General features: G+C 68.6%; 19 protein-coding genes. 10 read left to right on the top strand and 9 right to left on the bottom strand.

Annotated elements, in window-relative coordinates; all coding sequences use genetic code 11:
• Positions 1-24 precede the first annotated feature (24 nt).
• On the bottom strand, positions 25-2148 hold the full coding sequence (malQ, locus tag CKW34_RS07995; RefSeq protein WP_059383660.1) for a 4-alpha-glucanotransferase: 2124 nt from the start codon (positions 2146-2148) through the stop codon (positions 25-27).
• A gap of 61 nt (positions 2149-2209) precedes the next feature.
• Here malQ and CKW34_RS08000 point away from each other — a divergent pair, with 61 nt between their 5' ends.
• Positions 2210-2725 carry an O-acetyl-ADP-ribose deacetylase gene (locus tag CKW34_RS08000; RefSeq protein WP_059383723.1) on the top strand — a complete coding sequence of 172 codons (516 nt, stop codon included), beginning with the start codon at positions 2210-2212 and terminating at the stop codon, positions 2723-2725.
• A 5-nt stretch (positions 2726-2730) separates the two neighbouring features.
• Here CKW34_RS08000 and CKW34_RS08005 read toward each other — a convergent pair whose 3' ends face one another.
• Complete coding sequence (locus tag CKW34_RS08005; RefSeq protein WP_059383661.1) at positions 2731-4164, bottom strand: T3SS (YopN, CesT) and YbjN peptide-binding chaperone 1; 1434 nt, start codon at positions 4162-4164, stop codon at positions 2731-2733.
• A gap of 149 nt (positions 4165-4313) precedes the next feature.
• Here CKW34_RS08005 and CKW34_RS08010 point away from each other — a divergent pair, with 149 nt between their 5' ends.
• Complete coding sequence (locus tag CKW34_RS08010; protein ID WP_231921852.1) at positions 4314-4520, top strand: hypothetical protein; 207 nt, start codon at positions 4314-4316, stop codon at positions 4518-4520.
• A gap of 49 nt (positions 4521-4569) precedes the next feature.
• Here the strand turns inward: CKW34_RS08010 and CKW34_RS08015 are convergent, their stop codons facing one another.
• Entirely contained in the window at positions 4570-5604 is a 1035-nt protein-coding gene (locus CKW34_RS08015; protein ID WP_080968360.1) for an alpha/beta hydrolase, read from the bottom strand.
• Positions 5605-5945: 341 nt separating this feature from the next.
• On the opposite strand from CKW34_RS08015, the gene CKW34_RS08020 reads away from it, so the two are divergent.
• From CKW34_RS08020 to CKW34_RS08040, 5 genes are all read left to right on the top strand, one after another.
• Positions 5946-6260 carry a non-ribosomal peptide synthetase gene (locus CKW34_RS08020; protein ID WP_225623759.1) on the top strand — a complete coding sequence of 105 codons (315 nt, stop codon included), beginning with the start codon at positions 5946-5948 and terminating at the stop codon, positions 6258-6260.
• Between the two features lie 93 nt (positions 6261-6353).
• Entirely contained in the window at positions 6354-7892 is a 1539-nt protein-coding gene (locus CKW34_RS08025; protein ID WP_059383663.1) for a carboxylesterase/lipase family protein, read from the top strand.
• 104 nt (positions 7893-7996) lie between these two features.
• Positions 7997-8653: a TetR/AcrR family transcriptional regulator gene (locus CKW34_RS08030; protein WP_059383664.1), complete on the top strand. Its 657-nt coding sequence runs from the start codon at positions 7997-7999 to the stop codon at positions 8651-8653.
• A gap of 10 nt (positions 8654-8663) precedes the next feature.
• On the top strand, positions 8664-9608 hold the full coding sequence (locus CKW34_RS08035; RefSeq protein WP_059383665.1) for an ABC transporter ATP-binding protein: 945 nt from the start codon (positions 8664-8666) through the stop codon (positions 9606-9608).
• The gene (locus tag CKW34_RS08040; RefSeq protein WP_059383666.1) at positions 9605-11257 is read left to right on the top strand and encodes an ABC transporter permease; all 1653 of its coding nucleotides are present in this window, start codon (positions 9605-9607) and stop codon (positions 11255-11257) included. Before CKW34_RS08035 ends, CKW34_RS08040 begins: the two co-directional genes overlap by 4 nt.
• A 4-nt stretch (positions 11258-11261) precedes the next feature.
• Here the strand turns inward: CKW34_RS08040 and CKW34_RS08045 are convergent, their stop codons facing one another.
• From CKW34_RS08045 to CKW34_RS24460, 6 genes are read right to left on the bottom strand one after another with little or no spacing between them, the layout of a single operon-like run.
• Positions 11262-11552: a GNAT family N-acetyltransferase gene (locus CKW34_RS08045; protein ID WP_059383667.1), complete on the bottom strand. Its 291-nt coding sequence runs from the start codon at positions 11550-11552 to the stop codon at positions 11262-11264.
• A complete protein-coding gene (locus CKW34_RS08050; protein WP_059383668.1) occupies positions 11549-12199 on the bottom strand; it encodes a Type 1 glutamine amidotransferase-like domain-containing protein in 651 nt (216 codons plus the stop codon). The genes CKW34_RS08045 and CKW34_RS08050 overlap by 4 nt, the downstream gene beginning before the upstream one ends.
• Positions 12200-12203: 4 nt before the next feature.
• A complete protein-coding gene (locus CKW34_RS08055) occupies positions 12204-13058 on the bottom strand; it encodes a maleylpyruvate isomerase family mycothiol-dependent enzyme (protein ID WP_059383669.1) in 855 nt (284 codons plus the stop codon).
• Complete coding sequence (locus CKW34_RS08060; protein ID WP_059383670.1) at positions 13055-13495, bottom strand: HIT family protein; 441 nt, start codon at positions 13493-13495, stop codon at positions 13055-13057. The genes CKW34_RS08055 and CKW34_RS08060 overlap by 4 nt, the downstream gene beginning before the upstream one ends.
• Positions 13496-13504: 9 nt before the next feature.
• Positions 13505-14269 carry an SIR2 family NAD-dependent protein deacylase gene (locus CKW34_RS08065; RefSeq protein ID WP_059383671.1) on the bottom strand — a complete coding sequence of 255 codons (765 nt, stop codon included), beginning with the start codon at positions 14267-14269 and terminating at the stop codon, positions 13505-13507.
• 22 nt (positions 14270-14291) lie between these two features.
• Entirely contained in the window at positions 14292-14450 is a 159-nt protein-coding gene (locus CKW34_RS24460; RefSeq protein ID WP_167388354.1) for a hypothetical protein, read from the bottom strand.
• Positions 14451-14887: 437 nt separating this feature from the next.
• Between CKW34_RS24460 and CKW34_RS08070 the strand changes: the two genes are divergently transcribed.
• From CKW34_RS08070 to CKW34_RS08080, 3 genes are read left to right on the top strand one after another with little or no spacing between them, the layout of a single operon-like run.
• The gene (locus CKW34_RS08070; RefSeq protein ID WP_059383672.1) at positions 14888-16015 is read left to right on the top strand and encodes a Re/Si-specific NAD(P)(+) transhydrogenase subunit alpha; all 1128 of its coding nucleotides are present in this window, start codon (positions 14888-14890) and stop codon (positions 16013-16015) included.
• The gene (locus tag CKW34_RS08075) at positions 16016-16345 is read left to right on the top strand and encodes an NAD(P) transhydrogenase subunit alpha part 2 (RefSeq protein WP_006552916.1); all 330 of its coding nucleotides are present in this window, start codon (positions 16016-16018) and stop codon (positions 16343-16345) included.
• Positions 16345-17769 carry an NAD(P)(+) transhydrogenase (Re/Si-specific) subunit beta gene (locus CKW34_RS08080; protein WP_059383673.1) on the top strand — a complete coding sequence of 475 codons (1425 nt, stop codon included), beginning with the start codon at positions 16345-16347 and terminating at the stop codon, positions 17767-17769. The genes CKW34_RS08075 and CKW34_RS08080 overlap by 1 nt, the downstream gene beginning before the upstream one ends.
• Positions 17770-17798 lie beyond the last annotated feature (29 nt).

The raw sequence follows: 17798 nt of genomic DNA on the forward strand, positions 1-17798 counted from the left end.
GGCGGTCGCAGTGTTCGTGACGCGTCACTCCACCGGTGAGGTGTCTCCGGAGACCGCACGGGCCAATCTCGCGAATCCGTCGTGGTCGACGAGATCCTCGACGAGGACGACCTTGCCGCGGGCATCGGCGAGCGGGACCCGCCAGTTCGGGTACTCGTCGACCGTGCCCGGCTGGTTCTGGCTGCGGCGCTCACCGGTCACATCGGCCAGCGAGATGCCCAGCAGCGCAGACGGACTCGCTGCGATCAGCCGGTGCAACGCCTCGACCTGCCGATCGACGTCGGCTTCGCCCTCGTCGAGCAGTCCCCGCTCCACCGCGAGCGCCAGAACCGAGTCGCGTTCGGCGGCCGCATCGGTGAGTTCGGTGTCGAGATCGCCCTCGAGCAGACCGAGTTCCGATCGCAGCCGGATGTGGTCGCCCGCCAGATATCCCGCCGTGGGCGCGAGGTCGTGCGTGGTCACCGACGTCAGGCACAGGGAGCGGTAGGTCTCCGGCCCGCGCGGGGAGTCCTCGTCGCGTTCGAACCACAGGATCGACGTCCCGGCGATGCCGCGCTCGGCGAGATACTCCTGCACCCACTCCTCGAAGACCCCGAGGTCCTCACCCACGACCACGGCACCGGCGCGGTGCGCCTCGAGCGCCAGGATGCCGACGAGTGCCTCGTGGTCGCTGCGGACGTACGCGCCGTCGGCCGGTGACATCCCCTCCGGCACCCACCAGGTGCGGAACAGTCCCAGGATGTGATCGGCCCGGACACCACCCGCGTGCCGCAACGCCGAGCGCACCAAATCGCGGAAGGGGATGTATCCCAGCTCCGCGAGGCGACCCGGCCGCCACGGCGGCTGATTCCAGTTCTGGCCGTTGCGGTTGAAGTCGTCGGCGGGGGCACCCACCGTGACGCCCGACGCCAACGCATCGCCCAGCGTCCAGGCGTCGGCGCCGTGCGGACCGACGCCCACGGCGAGGTCGTGCACGATGCCGATATCGGAACCTGCTGCGAGCGAAGCGGTTTGGGCGTTGGCGAGCTGTTCGTCGCACAACCACTGCAGCCACCGGTGGAAGTCGATCCGCGAGGCGAGCCGCTCGCGCAACCGGGCGACCTTCGGGTCGTCGGGACTCGGGGCGCGCGACGCCCACCGGTCGGCGCGGTCGCCGAACTTCTCGTACAGCGCGCACCACAGCGCGAAGTCGTCGAGCGCCTGCCCGCCCTCGGCGCAGAACGCCTCGTACCGTGCCCGTCGGGCGGGGCCGAGCGGCACCCGGTACACGCGCTCGAGGACGTCGAGCTTCGCGCGGAAGGTCGCATCCCGGTCGAGACGCCGCGCCTTCCGATTCGCCTTCGCCGCGCGCTGTGCGTGATCGTCGAGTTCCTTGCGGTGCTTGGCGGGCAGATAGGCCGTCTCGGGGATGTCCTCGATCCGCAGATACAGCGGGTCGACGAAGCGCCGCGACGACGGCAGATAGGGCGACGGTTCGTGCGGGGGCACGGGTTCGGCCGCGTGCACGGGGTTGATGAGGACGAAGTCGCCGCCGTAACCGGCCGTGATCGCCGCCAGATCGGCCAGGTCGGCGAAGTCGCCGATGCCCCACGACCGGCGGCTGCGCACCGAATAGATCTGGGCCGCAAGGCCCCAGCGCTTCTTCTCGAGCAGCCGGTCGGCGGTGGACAACCGGCGCGGGGTCACCACGAGGACCGCGGTGGCCTCGATGTCGTTGCTGCGGGCGTGCACGACGTGCCAACCGAGGGGCAGGCGCGGAACGGCGAAGGTCGCGCGGCCCACGAGCCGGCCGTCGACGGTCCGCGGGTCCACCCACACGTCGCGCTGCTCGACGTCGACCTCCTCGCCGTCCTCGGTGACGACCCACACCGCGACCGGGTCGCCGTGCGGCACGTGCACCGGGAACGTCCGGTTCTCGCCCTCGACGACCACGAGCGCGGGCGGGAGCATGCTGCGCCACGGACGGTCGTCGACGTCGGCGAGCGATTCCACGACCTCGTCGTCCGTCCGGGCAGGGACGTCGAGCGCGGCGAGTACACGCCGCAACGTCTCGTCGGAGACATCGTGGTCGCGTCCACCCCACCCCGTGTAGGTGGTGGTGATGCCGTGCTTTCCGGCCAGTTCGCGCAGCTTCGCCGAGGACGTCACGGTCCTGAATCATGCCAGCAAAACGACTCGGGGGCAGCGCGCGGACCATATGGTCGACAGGGTGACCGCTCTCGACATCGCGCACGGCGACATCACCACCATCGCGGTGGATGCGATCGTCAACGCCGCGAACTCCTCCCTGCTCGGAGGCGGGGGAGTGGACGGTGCGATCCACCGGGCCGGCGGCCCGGAGATCCTCGCCGCATGCCGCGAACTCCGCGCGACCTCGCTACCCGACGGACTCGAACCGGGCCGTGCGGTGGCGACGCCCGCCGGTCGCCTCCCGGCGCGGCGGGTGATCCATACCGTGGGCCCGGTGTGGTCGGCGCACGAGGACCGCTCCGGAATTCTGCGCTCGGCCTACCGCAACAGTCTGCTCGTCGCGCAGGACCTCGGCGCCCGGACGGTGTCGTTCCCGCTCGTCTCGGCCGGTATCTACGGCTGGCCCCTCGACGACGCCGCCCTGCAGGCCGTCACGACGATCCGGGAGACGCAGACGGACGTGGAGACCGTCGTACTCGTCGGGTTCGGCGACGCCGCCGTCGACGCTCTCCGGCGCGCCGTCTCCCGGACGTGATCGGTTCAGGAATAGTCGCCGAAGCCGTCGAAGAGGGTCGGTTCGTCGGGGTTGTCGAACAGCGCGGGCTGCTCGGGCGACGCCTCCCGGCCGGCGCTCGAGCGCGACGCGCGTGATCCGGCCGAATCGGTCCCCTCGCCCTGTTCGAGGAACTGGAGGGCCTCCGCGAGCGAACGGCTCGTCGCCTCCCATTCCAGTGCCCGCGCCCGTGCCTCGCGAGCACCGTCGGTGTTGAGCGCCGCCTCGCGGGTCTGCGACTCACCGTCCCACCACACCTGCAGCTCGGTGCTGATGGTGAGGAACCGTCGCAACTGCTCGGGATTGCGATCGCCGATCGCCGCGACGGTGCTGGCGGCGACGTCGGCGGCACCGTCGAGATGGAAGTCGCGCACCGCGAGCAGGGCCACCGGAAGATCGTCCTCGGCGTCGGGCAACTGCGAGACGTCGCCCCAGGGAGGATCGGCCGCCCCGCCCGTCGCACCGTCGAATCCCTGATCGCGCAGCAGCGAGCCACCGATATGGGTGGCGAACGAGCTGTCGACGGTGTCGAGGAACTGGGTGATGGTCTCGAGCGATCCGAGCAGGTGCGCCGGAGCGAACGGCGCGGCCGGAACATGATCGACGATCGCGAGGCGGTCGTCGACCAGCACGAACTTCAGGTGCGGCCACCGGCGGTTGAGATCGACGCAGATCTCGGCGGCCCGCGTACGTCCGGTGATGGAATGGACGATCGGTGCGAACAGGTCGACGGTGCCACCACCGGGGCCGACACCGACGAACACCAGCACCCCGGCGATCCGCAGGACGAGATCGCCGTCCTCGTCCCAGGCGGGAAGATCGTCGATCTGCTCGTGCAGGGTGGATTCGATCAGTTCGCGCACATGGTCGTCGCCGGTGGGGACGACCGCGAGCGGGACCTCCGGGGCCTGGGTGCGGTCCGCCTGGGGTGTCTCGGGCACGAGGAACGAGGTGAGCTCGGCGACCGAGCGCTCCGTTCCGAACGTCTCGGCCCGCAGGAAGAGGGGGTGGGGAACACCCCACACCGAACGAAGTGCACGCACGGCGATGACGGCGAGCTGATCGGCCCAGCTGCCAGGACGATCGATCCAGAACGCCGGGGATCCGCCGTCCTCCGGATCGTCCGGTCCGCGGGAGGGCGCCTGCAGCCCGAGTTCGAGGAGCATCTGCTCGTCGACCGGGGTGAGGTGCCGGTCGGGGGCGAGGTGTGCGTTGGACGGGACCTCGCAGCGGACGAGCCGGTCTCCCCACGCGTAGAACTGCACGCACGGCCCGGCAGGGCCACCGGCCTCGTCGGTGAAGGGTTCGAGGACCAGGCCGTCGCCGTCGCACATGGCCGCGACATGGTCGGCCAGGCGCGTGCGGAACTCGCGCCAGGCCGCGTCGACGTCCTGGTCGAACCGGGTCTGCGCGTCGGCCATGATCGGACCCCCTTCTCTGTGCGGTCGAGCCGAGAGAAAGACTAGTCGCCGGCACCGACAGGCATTCCTCCGCTGGGTCGCACGAGCGACGGCTTGCCCAAGCGCACGGTTCTCGGCCTGCGACGGCCCGCCGAGGTGTTCCGATCCCGGTGAACGAAACCGTGTCGATCCGTCCGGAGGTGCCCGACCATCGACGCATGATCGACGCCATCATCCGTCTCGTCCGGACCCTGCCGGCCCGCATCCCCGCAGGACGGTCGGCCGATCCGTCCGTGTGGCCCGTCGTCGTACCGGCCGGAACACCCGAACGCACCACGGATGCCGTGGCGGACTATGCGATCCGGGTCTCGATATGACCGTGCTCGCCGGGGCGGGCTCGAGGGCAATGGCGTCGGGAGGCGGGTTTCACCGCAGTTCACGCACGAAGCGGCCGATTTCGGCGAGCGCGCGGCCGCTCTCCGGGACGATCCCCGCCGCGGCCTGGAAGACGTGCACCTGTTTCTCCCACACCTGGAGTTCGGTGGAGACGCCGGCGAGTTGCAGCCGCCGGGCCATCAGCTCGGCGTCGACGTAGGTCATCTCCTCGGATCCGGTCTGGATGAGTGCGGGAGGCATCTCGGACAGGTCGAGATCGACGGGGGAGGCGACCGGCTCGGCGCCTTCGCCACCGAGGCGCTCGGCGCGATCGACGAGGGTCGACAGGACGCCGACGGCGCGTCGTGGGAAGACGGCGCACCGGTGCGAATTGGGATGGTCGAGCTTGCCCCGCGGGTCGAGATCGGTGAGGGGCGACAGGGCGACGGTGCCGGCCGGACGGCCGATGCCGAGGCGTACGGCTTCGTGGGCGACGGCGAAGGTGAGGAAGCCACCCGCGGAGTCCCCGGCGATCACGACACGCTCGACCGGGTAGCCGTGTGCCACGAGCCAGCGCAATCCGTCGAGCCCGTCCTCGACCGCGCGCCGGATCGGATGGCGGGGCAGCATGCGGTAACCGACCGCCAGAACCGGCGCGCCGGTTGCGGCGGAGATGCGGGAGACCAGATGGCGGTGCGTGGTGAGCCCGCAGCACAGGAATGCGCCACCGTGCAGGTACAGGACGGCGGTGCTGTCGATATTGGCCCGGACGGCGGTGCCGTCCGTACCGACCTGTGCGGCCGGGGGTGCGGCACCCGGAGCCCACAGCAGTTCCGCCGGGCACGTCGGGAGATCGACCCGCCGGCGGTGTGTGCCGGGTACCGGCACGAGTGGGAACGCGAGGCGGTCGATCACCGACGCCGGCCAGGGGAGGGTCGGCGCGTACGACCACGCCTCGATGAACGGCCGCACGGTACGACGCACGGAGAAGGACAGGGCACGGGACTGAGTGCTCACCCCCGCGAACTCGCGCGTCGTGGCGCGGTGCGCGGGCAGAGGGAGCAACTCGGCGTGGGCGACGCTCACGACCGGCACCTCCTCGGTCTGCCCGGAGTCGTGGTCGGACCCGGTCGGGGTGGCTGCACGGACTTCGGATTTACGAGGATACGCCCGTTCATCCAGGTCGCGAGGGTTCGCGGAGCAATCGTTGTGGTCCTGGTCTCAGGGTGATGATTCCGGGTGAAGGTGGGTTCTCGGCGATGTACCTTCTGTCAGGTACCGGCAGTGCAAAAAGTTTTCCGGACCTTCTACACATTCCGTACTTTTCGGGCCACACTGACTGTATGTTTCGACTGCGGCGCGCGGCCCGGCGTCGCTCCTGGGGGACGAACGAAGGCGAGATGTTGCGTAAATTCGACGTTGCAAGCATGAGTGCCGACGAGATCACCGCGGAGAACCTGCCCCGGATGGTGGCGGACGCCGCGGCATGCGAGCCCGACCGGATCGCCGTGGCGCACGGCGTGGACACCACCACCTACGCCCGGCTGCACGACGAGGTCGTCAAGCTCGATGCGGCCATGGGGATCCTGCTCGGAAAGGCCTCGCTCGTGCCCATCGCGCTCGCGACCGTCTTCCCGGCGCTCGCCGACTCGGCGCGCGGCGACCTGCGCGACGTACTCGACGCACTCGTGATCGATCTCGTCGACTGTGTGGCCCCCGAACCTCTCTCCGCAGCCGGCTGACAACCGACCCGGCATCCACCATCATCGAATCGGTAGGTCGACGAACGAAGTGAACGGTACTGCACGGCGGTACCGACCGGGGTGGGAGGCCACGTGGAGGACGACACGCTCACCGTCGCCTGCAAATACGGCGAGGTCCGCGGATATCGCGACGGCGGGGTCTACGTCTGGAAGGGCATCCCGTACGCGGCCCCGACCGGTTCCCGGCGGTTCCGGTCGCCGTTACCACCGGAACCGTGGGACGGCGTCCTCGACGGCGCACGATTCGGACCGATCGCTCCGCAGAGTCGGCAGAGTCCGATCGGGATCGAACCCGAGATGACGTTGAGCGAGGACTGTCTCTCGCTCAACATCTGGGCGCCGCCGCCCGACGGCCGCCGCCGCCCCGTCATGGTCTGGATCCACGGGGGCGCCTACATCATCGGATACTCGGGTCAGAAGATCTACGACGGCCGAATCCTGTGCGAGAGCGGCGATGTCGTGGTCGTCACGATCAACTACCGGCTCGGTGCGCTCGGTTTCCTCGATCTGTCGTCGTTCTCCACACCCGATGCCACCTTCGAATCCAACGTCGGTCTCCGGGACCAGATCGCCGCCCTCGAGTGGGTGCGCGACTGCATCGCCGACTTCGGGGGCGATCCGGACTGCGTCACGCTCTTCGGGGAATCGTCCGGTGCGGGGTCGGTCACCACACTCATGACGGTCCCGAAGGCCGAAGGCTTCTTCCATCGCGCGATCGCCCAGTCGCCGCCCGCCACCTCGGTGTACGGCAGCGAACGTGCCGCGACGGTCGCGCAGCGCTTCCTCGAGATCCTCGACCTACCGCCGTCCCGAGCCGCCGAACTGCTCACGATGTCGACCGACACACTGGTCGAGGCGTCGGAAGTGCTCGTCGCCGAGACCCCCACGAAGGTGCCGGGAACGCTCGCCATGACCCCGGTCGTCGATCGCGACCTGGTGCCGAAGTATCCGGTCGCTGCCTTCCAGAAGGGGCTGTCGCACCGGATCCCGCTGATCATCGGCTCGAACAAGGACGAGCCGTCGATCTTCCGCTTCATGAAGTCGCCGTTGATGCCCGTGAACGATACGGCCGTGCAAGCGATGTTCAAGGCGCTGGCCGACGACCGGACGGATCTGCCTCCCGAGCGTCTCGCCGAGATCGTCGCGGCGTATCCCGACCTGCCCAAACCCGCCGGAGCGATGGCACTCTCGCGCGATGCCGGTTTCCGGATGCCGGTGCTGTGGGTCGCCGAAGCGCACAGCGCGCATTCGCCGACCTGGGTGTACCGCTTCGACCACGCCACCCCGATGCTCAAGGCTGCGCGGATCGGTGCCGGGCACGCAACCGAATTACCTTACGTATTCGGTAATTTCGGCACCCTCGGTCGGGATCCGACCTTCTGGCTCGGCGGCCGCAGGTCCGCCGGGGAGGTCTCCGGGCGTGTGCAGCGGCGCTGGCTCGCGTTCGCGCACCACGGCGTGCCGGCGGCGCTGGACGGCTCGAAGCACTGGCCGCAGTACGAGGTGGAGGAACGTTCGACCCTGCTCATCGACTCCACGGACAGGGTCGAGTCGGATCCGGACGGCGAGATGCGCCGGGTCTGGGGCAGTCAGGTCATGGCCTTCACCTGAGCGCACCCCGAAGCGCCGAGCACATCTGCAAGTACCGGCGGTACACCCTTCGATGACACATTCCGTGCGTTGATCCGGTTGAACACGTGTGCAACGCTTGAAACGTGCGTTCAACCGTCGCCGGTGAAGACCTCACCACCCGTGCACGGATCCGCGACGCCGCGATCCGGTGCATCGCCGCGTACGGCGTCGGCGTGCCACTACGCACCATCGCCGCAGAGTGCGGCGTCAGCGCTTCGCTGATCGTGCATCACTTCGGATCCCGCGCCGGATTGAAGGAACACTGCGACCGGTACGTGCTCGACGGGATCCGGCAGGCGAAGAGTGCCGTCCTCGACCCGCAGGCCGGGCCGGCCGCGCTGAACGACCAGATGGAGCACATCGAGAACTACGCGACCACGGTCGCCTATCTCTTCCGCACCCTCCGGGCCGGCGGTGCACCCGCCGCCGACTTCCTCGACCGACTCGTCGCCGACACCGAGGCATATCTCGAAGAGGCGGTGGCTGCCGGAACCGTGCGGCCCAGCCGGTTCCCCTCCGAACGAGCACGCGCCCTCATCTCGTTCAGCGTCGGCGCCGTGCTCATGGACCTTCCGGGTCCGGACGAGTATCTCGATCTCGAGACGTTTCCTGCCAGGCTGCGTTCCTACACCGAGCGCCTCATGCTGCCGATGCTCGAGCTCTACACCGAGCCGTTGCTGACGGACTCGACGCTCCTCGAGGCATTTCTGGCAGCACGGAAGGCACCCCCCGACTCCTGACGGAGGAAAGATGGACACCCAGATCATCGAAATCCGCGACGTCGTCAAGACATTCGGAACCACGAGAGCCCTCGACGGCTTCTCGATGACCGTCGAACGCGGTACCGTCGCCGGATTCCTCGGACCGAACGGCGCCGGCAAGTCCACAGCGATCCGCGTGCTGCTCGGAATGCTTCGTGCCGATTCCGGCACCGTCCGCGTCCTCGGACTCGACCCGTGGACCGACGCCGTCGCGATCCACCGCCGGCTCGCGTACGTGCCCGGCGACACGAACCTGTGGCCCACCCTCACCGGTGGCGAGATCATCGACGTCCTCACCCGCATCCGCGGGGGCGAGGTCCGCACGCGTCGTCGCGCCGAACTCCTCGAGCGGTTCGAACTCGATCCGACGAAGAAGGCCCGCACCTATTCGAAGGGCAACCGGCAGAAGGTCGCACTCGTCGCCGCACTCGCATCGGACGCCGAGCTCTACCTGCTCGACGAACCCACCTCGGGTCTCGACCCGCTCATGGAGGCGGTGTTCACCGACGAGGTGCGAGGGCTCCGCGACCGCGGCGCGACCGTCCTGTTGTCCAGCCACATCCTCGCCGAGGTCGAGAAGCTCTGCGACACGGTGACGATCATCCGGGCCGGGCGCGACGTCGAGACCGGCACCCTCGCGCAGTTGCGGCACCTGACGCGCTCGTCCGTGCGGGCCACCACGAGTGCCCCTGCCGAGCGACTGGGCGGGCTCTCCGGGGTCCACGACCTCTACGCCGACGACGGCCGGCTCGCGTTCGACGTCGACAACACCGCCCTCGCCCCGGTCCTGCAGGAACTCGCCGGACTCGGCGTCGAGAACCTCACCATCACGCCCCCGTCGCTCGAAGAGCTGTTCATGCGGCACTACGGCGACACCTTCGACACCGGTGACGGGAACGGCGCCGGTGCGGTGGAGGAGGTGTCCTCACGATGACCACGACGACACCGACAGCTGTACCGACCCCGAGCGGTACCTCCGCGACGTCCGCGGCACCGTTCACCGGGCTCGGCACCCTGCTGCGGCTCTACCTGCGGCTGGACCGCGTGCGCATCACCGTCTGGACCCTCGCGCTCGCCTTCACGGTGTGGTCGACCGTCCTCAGCCTGGCCGCGGTCTATCCCGACGAGGCCTCCCGTCAGGCCCGTGCTGCCCTGCTGGAGAATCCGGCTGCCGTACTCATGACGGGCCCGGCCTACGGGATCGACAACTACACGCTCGGGGCGATGACCGCGAACGAACTGAGCCTGACCGTCTTCGTCGCGACCGCGATCATGAGCATCCTGCTCGTCGTGCGGCACACCCGGGCGCAGGAGGAATCCGGCCGGCTCGAACTTCTGCGGGCGCTGCCCGTCGGGGCCTATGCTCCGCCGGCGGCCGCCCTGATGCTGGTCTCGGTCGCGAACCTCATCGTGGGCACCGGTATCACCGTCGCGCTCATCGCAGGCGGGCTCGATGTCGTCGGCTCGGTCGCCTTCGGTGTGGCCTCCGCCGTCACCGGGGTGCTCTTCGGTGCGGTCGCGGCAGTGACCGCCCAGTTCGGCGAACACTCCCGCTCGGCCACGGGTACCGCGCTCGCAGTGCTCGCTGCGGCCTTCTTCGTCCGCGGCGCCGGCGACATCATCGAGTCGACCGGCTCGTGGCTGTCGTGGCTCTCGCCGATCGCCTGGGCCCAGCAGACCCGGCTCTACGTCGACGAGCGGTGGTGGCCGCTGTTGTTGTCCGTCGCCACGACGGTCGTGCTGCTCACCGTCGCCGTCGCACTGTCGCGGCGCCGCGACCTCGGAGCCGGACTGCGGGCACCGAAACCCGGACCCGCCGAGGCAAATTCCGCGTTGCTCGGTCCGGTCGGTCTGATCCGCCGCCTGCTGCGCGGAGCCTTCGTGGGCTGGCTGACGGGACTGGTCCTGTTCGGCGTCGCGATGGGCGCTCTCGCCAGCTCCGTCGAGGACCTCATCGACGAGATGCCGCAGGTGCTGGACATGGTCGGCGTGGACCCCGACGCCCTCACCGCCTCATTCTCCGGGATGATGCTGATGTTCCTCGCTCTCGGCGCCACCGCCTTCGGTGTGTCCGGCGTGATGCGGATGCGCAGCGAGGAGGACGGTGGACGTTCCGGTCTCGTGATCGTCACCGGAACGGCGCGCAGCGCATGGCTGTTCGCGGCACTCGGCGTGATCGTCGTCCAGTTGGTCGTGGCGCTGCTCGTCTCCGGTGCTGCGACCGGACTGGGGGTCGCGCTCGCGGTGGGCGACTGGGGGTGGATGCCGCGGATGATCGCGGCGTCCCTGGCCTACGCGCCGGCTGCGATCCTCGTGGTCGCCGTGGCGTTCGCGCTGCTGGGCTGCGTGCCGCGTGCCACCGGGCTCGTGTGGGTGCTCGTGGTGTGGATGGTGTTCGTCGCGTGGCTCGGCGAGATGCTGAACCTCCCCGACGAACTCGTCGCACTGTCGCCGTTCTCGCATGTCCCGCTGGTGCCCGCAGAGGGGGTGACGGTGATGCCGCTGATCGTCCCGGCGGTTGCGGCGGTGCTGCTCGTCGCAGCGGCGATCGTCGGTTTCCGCCGCCGCGACGTGCAGGTGTGACGGATCAGTTGCGGTATTCGGGATGTTCGGAGACGAACTTCTCGACGTACGAGCAGGACGTACCGATCTTCAGTCCCTGCTTCCTGGTCTCGTCGAGGGCGTGCTTCACCACGATCCCGGCGAGGCCCTTGCCGCGGAACTGCGGGTCGGTGACGGTGTGGTCGAAGTCCCGCAGGTCGCCGTGCTGCGTGTAGTCGGCGTAGGCCGCGAGGTCGTCGCCGAGATAGAGCGCGAAACGGGCCTTGTCGGCGTCGTGCTCGATCCGGGGTTCGGTGCCGTCGATGTTCTGCGTCATGATCTCACCGTACTCGGGGCGTGACCGGGAGGAGTGTCGACGACGATCGCGTCGTCGTCGGTCAACGCCACGTGTTCGACGTCGTGCTCGCGCAGGTAGCGCAGGGTCTGCCGTATCCCGTCGTCGGCCAGCATCGAGTCACCGGCGTGCGGCACGATCGCGTGTTCGACCCAGCCGAGTCCGTCCCACACCACCGGGACACCGCAGGTCGCGGCGACCTCGTCGGGGTCGTCGGAGAACTCGATGCCGCGCAGCGACGGTGTGGCGACACAGGCCCCGGCGCTGTAGCCCCCGTACACGAGACGGTTGTCGCTCACCAGATCCGTGAGCACGGTATCGCCTCCGCTGCGGGCCAATTGCGCTCGCAGGACGAAAGTGTTGCCGCCGCGCACCCACACGGACGTGAAGTCCGACAGGCGCCGCCGGAGCGAGTCGGGATCGTCGAGGTGATCACGTAGATCCACCTCCTCCGGTTCGAAGCCGAGCGACCGCAGCGGGCCCATCTCGCTCGTGACCGCCGCCGTGCGGGCCGAGGCGGGCCACGCGTCGGCGGCGTTCGCGATCACCGCGATCCGGCCCGGCGTCGTCAACCGGACGAAGGCGTCCGGATCGGTGCCGAACCGGTAGGAGGACAGGAACAGCCGCACGACGTCAGATCGTGAACGCGAGGTTGTCGACGATGCGGCGTCCGACCTCGGTGTCGCCGCCGAGGGAGATCTCCTCGATCCGGTCCTCGGCGCGCACGCGTCCACCGGCGAGCCGAACGAACAACCCGGAGTCCATCGCGATCGTGGTCGTGACCGGTTCGGACAGGGCCGGCACCTCGGTGGCCCGTCCGTGCACCTCGATGTGGATGGTGCGCGCGAGGGGACCGGTGAGTTCGAGCGTGATGCGCGCTCCCTCGGGGGCCTTGCCGCGCTTGCCGACGATGAACGGAACCGCACCGAAGACCTCCGCGGATCCGAGTTCGGCACGCGGGCCGCCCTCGCTGCCCGTCCTGCCGAGCGCGTCGCAGATGTCGAGTTCGTGGAGCCAGCAGTCGAACACGCGGATCCGCATGAAGCGCCCGTACGGTGCCGGCCCGACGGGAGTGTTCGACTGTTTCCCGAAGTCCTCCTGGGTCATCGCGCCGAGTTGCTCCGTGCGCAGGGCGACGATCTCGCGGTACCGCTCGAGCACGACCGCGCCGGGGACGGGACGCAACGACTCCACCCACAACTCGTTGAAGGCCGCGATGTCGTTGCGCACGTGGTCGAACGAGCGCACGTCGCGTTCGACGCGCGGAGCCTCGATGCCCGCGAGCATCGACTCGGTGCCGATGAGATGCGCAGTGATGTCCTTGACGGTCCATCCCGGCAGGCAGGTGGCGGTCGTCCACTCGTCCTCGGTCAGTCCCGCCAGCAGGTCGTCGAGCACGGCGAACTGCTCGAGCAGCAGCGGCCGGATCGTGTCGATCGGGAACTCGGCAGCGGAGGTGTCGGGGGTGGTGTCGGGCTGTGATGTCACTGGTGCTCCTCGGCGGTGAGACGTTCGAGACCGGCGCGGATGATCGCCGCGGTGGTCTCGGGGTCGTGGGGGCGACGGCGGACCAGACCGATACCCATCCGGACACGATCGCCGTTCCAGCGGGGCAGGAGGTGCAGATGGGTGTGGAAGACGGTCTGGAAGGCTGCTCGTCCGTCGTTCAGGACGAGATTGGTTCCGTCGGTGGCGAGTTCGGAACGGGCCATCGCCCGGGCGATCCGTTGTCCGGCACGGAAGACTGCCGCACCCGACGCCGGATCGAGCTCCTCGAGGCGTGCGGTGTGCACGCGGGGGATCACGAGGGTGTGCCCGCGCGCGATCGGTCGGATGTCGAGGAAGGCCACGACCTCGTCGTCCTCGTACACCCGTGTCGCCGGACCGCTGCCGTCGGCTATGGCGCAGAACACACAGGAACTCACCGGGTCACCTTAACGCGGTGTGTCGGCCCCGATCTCCAGTGTGTCGACGAGGGCGGGGAGACCGACGGCAGCAGTGGTGCGCCAGGCATGGTCGGCCTGATCGCTCAGATCGGTCTCGCGTGGATCGATCTGCACCACCGGTACGCCGTGACTGCGTGCGAGCGACGGCAGGCCGGCCGCCGGGTAGACGACACCCGAGGTGCCGACGACGAGCAGCAGGTCGGCATCACGCAGGGACTCGGTCGCGGTCTCCCACGGTTCCTGCGGCAGCATCTCGCCGAACCACACGACGCCCGGCCGCCCGTCGCCTCCGCATGCGGGGCACGACGGCGGATCGAGACGAGCGACGGGATCCTCCGGCGGATCGGGAAGGTCGACGGCGCGCTCGCACCTGCTGCAGCGTGGGGCGAACAGGCTTCCGTGCAGATGGGTGACCTCGGAGCTTCCGGCCCGCTCGTGGAGGTCGTCGACGTTCTGCGTCACGATCTGCACGTGGGCCGCCCGTGCCCAGTCGGCGAGCGCCAGGTGTCCGGCATTGGGCTGCACCCGGCGGACGAGCGCGACCCGCCACTGGTACCAGGCCCAGACCGTAGCCGGATCGTCCGCCCACGCCTCCGGTGTGGCGAGCGCGGTGGCGTCGAAGTTCTCCCACAACCCGGTCTGCGCGTCGCGGAAGGTGGGGACACCGCTCTCGGCGGACATCCCGGCACCGGTGAGGACGGCGACGCGGCGGGCCGAGCGGGCGAGGTCGAGGACGGGGGCCGGCACGTTCATGTGGCCAGGTTAGGTGCTCGGGTCAGGAGGGATCCGGGATCGGGTGCTCCCTGCCGCATCGCGGGCACGGCTCCTCCTCGGAGGTGAGCATCGCTCCGCAGTCGGGGCAGAGGAGATGGAGCCAGCAGACCGGGTCGCCGCCGAGGTCGTCGTCGTGGTCCTTCTCGCGGTCGTGACTCATGAGAGCCCCTTACGCCGCCTGCCGGACGAGCGCAAAGATGTCGTTCGGCGACGCGGTATCTGAATCGATTCCGAAGTGTTCTGAATCGGTACACACCGTCGATCGGTACACGCGGAACGAATCTGTTTGCACACCGCCTGCTTTCGCTTCGGAGGCCGTTTCCCGGCCCGTTCCCGGGACCGTTTCCGATCGTCCTCCACGCTCTTGCTCACCGGAGGAAAATGGCATTTGTGAGGTGAGCTGCCTCACAAACTTGCGCCATCTTGCTGTTCGGACTCGATTCAGATGATTTCACCAGGTTGCGAGGTCACGGGAGGGCACGGTAGGTCTGCTTAAGCCTTTCAGTGCATGACGGGCCGTCACATGGCCTTCGATAACGCATCTTTCGCCGCCGATCGCGGCACGACGCGCACTTTCATCGACGCAGGAGTCAAGAATTGAGTACCGAAGGATCGAACACGGGGAGCGGAGCGCACCGCCGTCCGACCGTCGGCGTGGTTCGTGAGACGAACGACGGGGAACGGCGGGTCGCGCTCGTACCGAAGATCGTGCCCTCCTTGATCGGCAAGGGGCTCGACGTCGTCGTCGAGTCCGGTGCCGGCCAGGGCGCGCTCATTCCGGATGCGGCTTACAAGGAAGCCGGCGCGACCGTCGGCGACGCCTGGTCCGCCGACATCGTCGTCAAGGTCGCTCCGCCGAGCGACGCCGAGATCGCACGCCTGAAGTCCGGTCAGCGCCTGATCGGCTTCCTCGCCCCGCGCAACGCCGACAACCAGATCGGCTCCCTGACGCAGGCCGGTGTCGAGGCGTACGCCGTCGAGGCCATTCCTCGTATCTCCCGCGCGCAGGTCATGGATGCCCTGTCGTCGCAGGCGAACGTCGCCGGTTACAAGGCCGTGCTGGTCGCGGCGAGCGAATCCACGCGCTTCTTCCCGATGCTCACCACCGCCGCAGGCACCGTGAAGCCGGCGACCGTGCTGGTGCTCGGTGTGGGTGTCGCGGGTCTGCAGGCGCTCGCCACGGCGAAGCGTCTCGGTGGCCGCACCACCGGATACGACGTGCGTCCCGAGGTCGCCGACCAGGTCCGGTCGGTCGGTGCCCAGTGGCTCGACCTCGGCATCGACGCCGCCGGTGAGGGTGGCTACGCACGCGAGCTCACCGAGGCCGAGCGGGCCCAGCAGCAGCAGGCGCTCGAAGACGCCATCAAGGGCTTCGACGTCGTCATCACCACCGCGCTCGTGCCGGGCCGCCCGGCGCCGCGCCTGGTGACCGCCGCCGCGGTCGAAGGGATGAAGCCGGGTTCGGTGATCGTCGACCTCGCCGGCGAGACCGGTGGCAACTGCGAACTCACCGAGCCGGGGCAGACCGTCGTCAAGCACGACGTCACCATCTGCTCGCCGCTCAACCTGCCCGCGACGATGCCGGAGCATGCCTCCGAGCTCTACTCGAAGAACGTGTACGCGCTGATCGAGCTGCTGCTCGACGAGTCCGGTGCCCTGGCCCCGGACTTCTCGGACGAGATCCTCGCGGCTGCCTGCGTGACGCGTTCGAAGGAGAACTCCTAGATGTACAACGAACTACTCGCGAACATCGCGATTCTGGTCCTGGCCGGATTCGTCGGTTTCGCCGTCATCTCCAAGGTGCCGAACACGCTGCACACGCCGCTGATGTCGGGCACCAACGCGATCCACGGCATCGTCGTGCTCGGCGCACTCGTCGTGCTCGGTCATCTCCCCGGTGATGCCCACTGGGGCATCAAGATCATCCTGTTCGTCGCTCTGGTCTTCGGCACCCTGAACGTCGTCGGTGGCTTCGTCGTCACCGACCGCATGCTCGGGATGTTCAAGCAGCGCAAGGACTCCCCGGCTGCACAGAAGAAGGGGGCTGACGCCTGATGGGCTACCTCGTCTCGGTCCTGTACATCATCGCCTTCGCGATGTTCATCTACGGTCTGTCGGGTCTGACGGGCCCGAAGACCGCCGTCCGCGGCAACTACATCGCCGCCGTCGGTATGTTCATCGCGGTCGTCGCGGTGCTCATCGACATCCGCCACACGGAGAACTGGGGTCTGATCATCGGCGGTCTGGCCGTCGGCATCATCCTCGGCGTCCCGCCGGCACTGAAGACCAAGATGACGGCCATGCCGCAGCTGGTCGCACTGTTCAACGGCGTCGGTGGTGGCACCGTCGCGCTCATCGCGTGGGCCGAATATCTCGAGTCCACCAGCTTCACGACGCTGGACGACGACCCGACCGTGGTCATGATCGTCGGTTCGCTGTTCGCCGCGATCATCGGCTCGATCTCGTTCTGGGGTTCGCTCGTCGCCTTCGCGAAGCTGCAGGAACTGCTGAACAAGAACCTCGAGAAGAAGCTCGTCGCGTCGGCGAAGCTGTTCCAGCTGGCCAACATCGTGCTCGTCCTCGCGTCGATCGCCATCGCCGTCTACATCGGCATCAGCGCCGACGGTGAGCCGCTCGCCTCGTGGTGGATCCTGGCACTGCTCGTCGCCGCCGGCCTGATGGGTCTGTTCGTCGTGCTGCCGATCGGCGGCGCGGACATGCCCGTCGTGATCTCGCTGCTCAACGCCCTGACGGGTCTGTCGGCAGCAGCCGCCGGTCTCGCGCTGAACAACCAGGCCATGATCGTCGCGGGCATGATCGTCGGCGCCTCGGGCACCATCCTGACCAACCTCATGGCCAAGGCAATGAACCGGTCGATCCCCGCGATCGTCTTCGGCGCCTTCGGTGGTGGCGAGGCGGCCGCAGGTGTGGCCTCGGCGTCGGGTGGCACGGTCAAGGCCACCTCGGCCTCGGACGCCGCCATCCAGATGGCGTACGCCAACCAGGTCATCGTCGTCCCCGGCTACGGTCTGGCCGTCGCCCAGGCGCAGCACGCCGTCAAGGAGATGGCAGCGCTGCTCGAGGACCGCGGTGTCGAGGTCAAGTACGCGATCCACCCGGTCGCCGGTCGTATGCCCGGCCACATGAACGTCCTGCTCGCCGAGGCCGACGTCGAATACGACGCGATGAAGGAGATGGACGACATCAACGGCGAGTTCAGCCGCACCGATGTCACCATCGTCATCGGCGCGAACGACGTCACCAACCCGGCTGCCCGACTGGACTCGTCGAGCCCGATCTACGGCATGCCGATCCTCAACGTCGACCAGTCGAAGTCGGTCATCGTGCTCAAGCGCTCGATGAGCTCCGGTTACGCCGGTATCGACAACCCGCTGTTCACCGCCGACAACACGTCGATGCTGTTCGGTGACGCGAAGAAGATGGTCTCGGAGGTCACCGAGGAACTGAAGGCCCTGTAGGCCTTCCGGACCTGTCGCTGCTCCCTTAC

It is taken from the genome of Rhodococcus rhodochrous (assembly GCF_900187265.1).
Classification (GTDB): Bacteria; Actinomycetota; Actinomycetes; order Mycobacteriales; family Mycobacteriaceae; genus Rhodococcus; species Rhodococcus rhodochrous.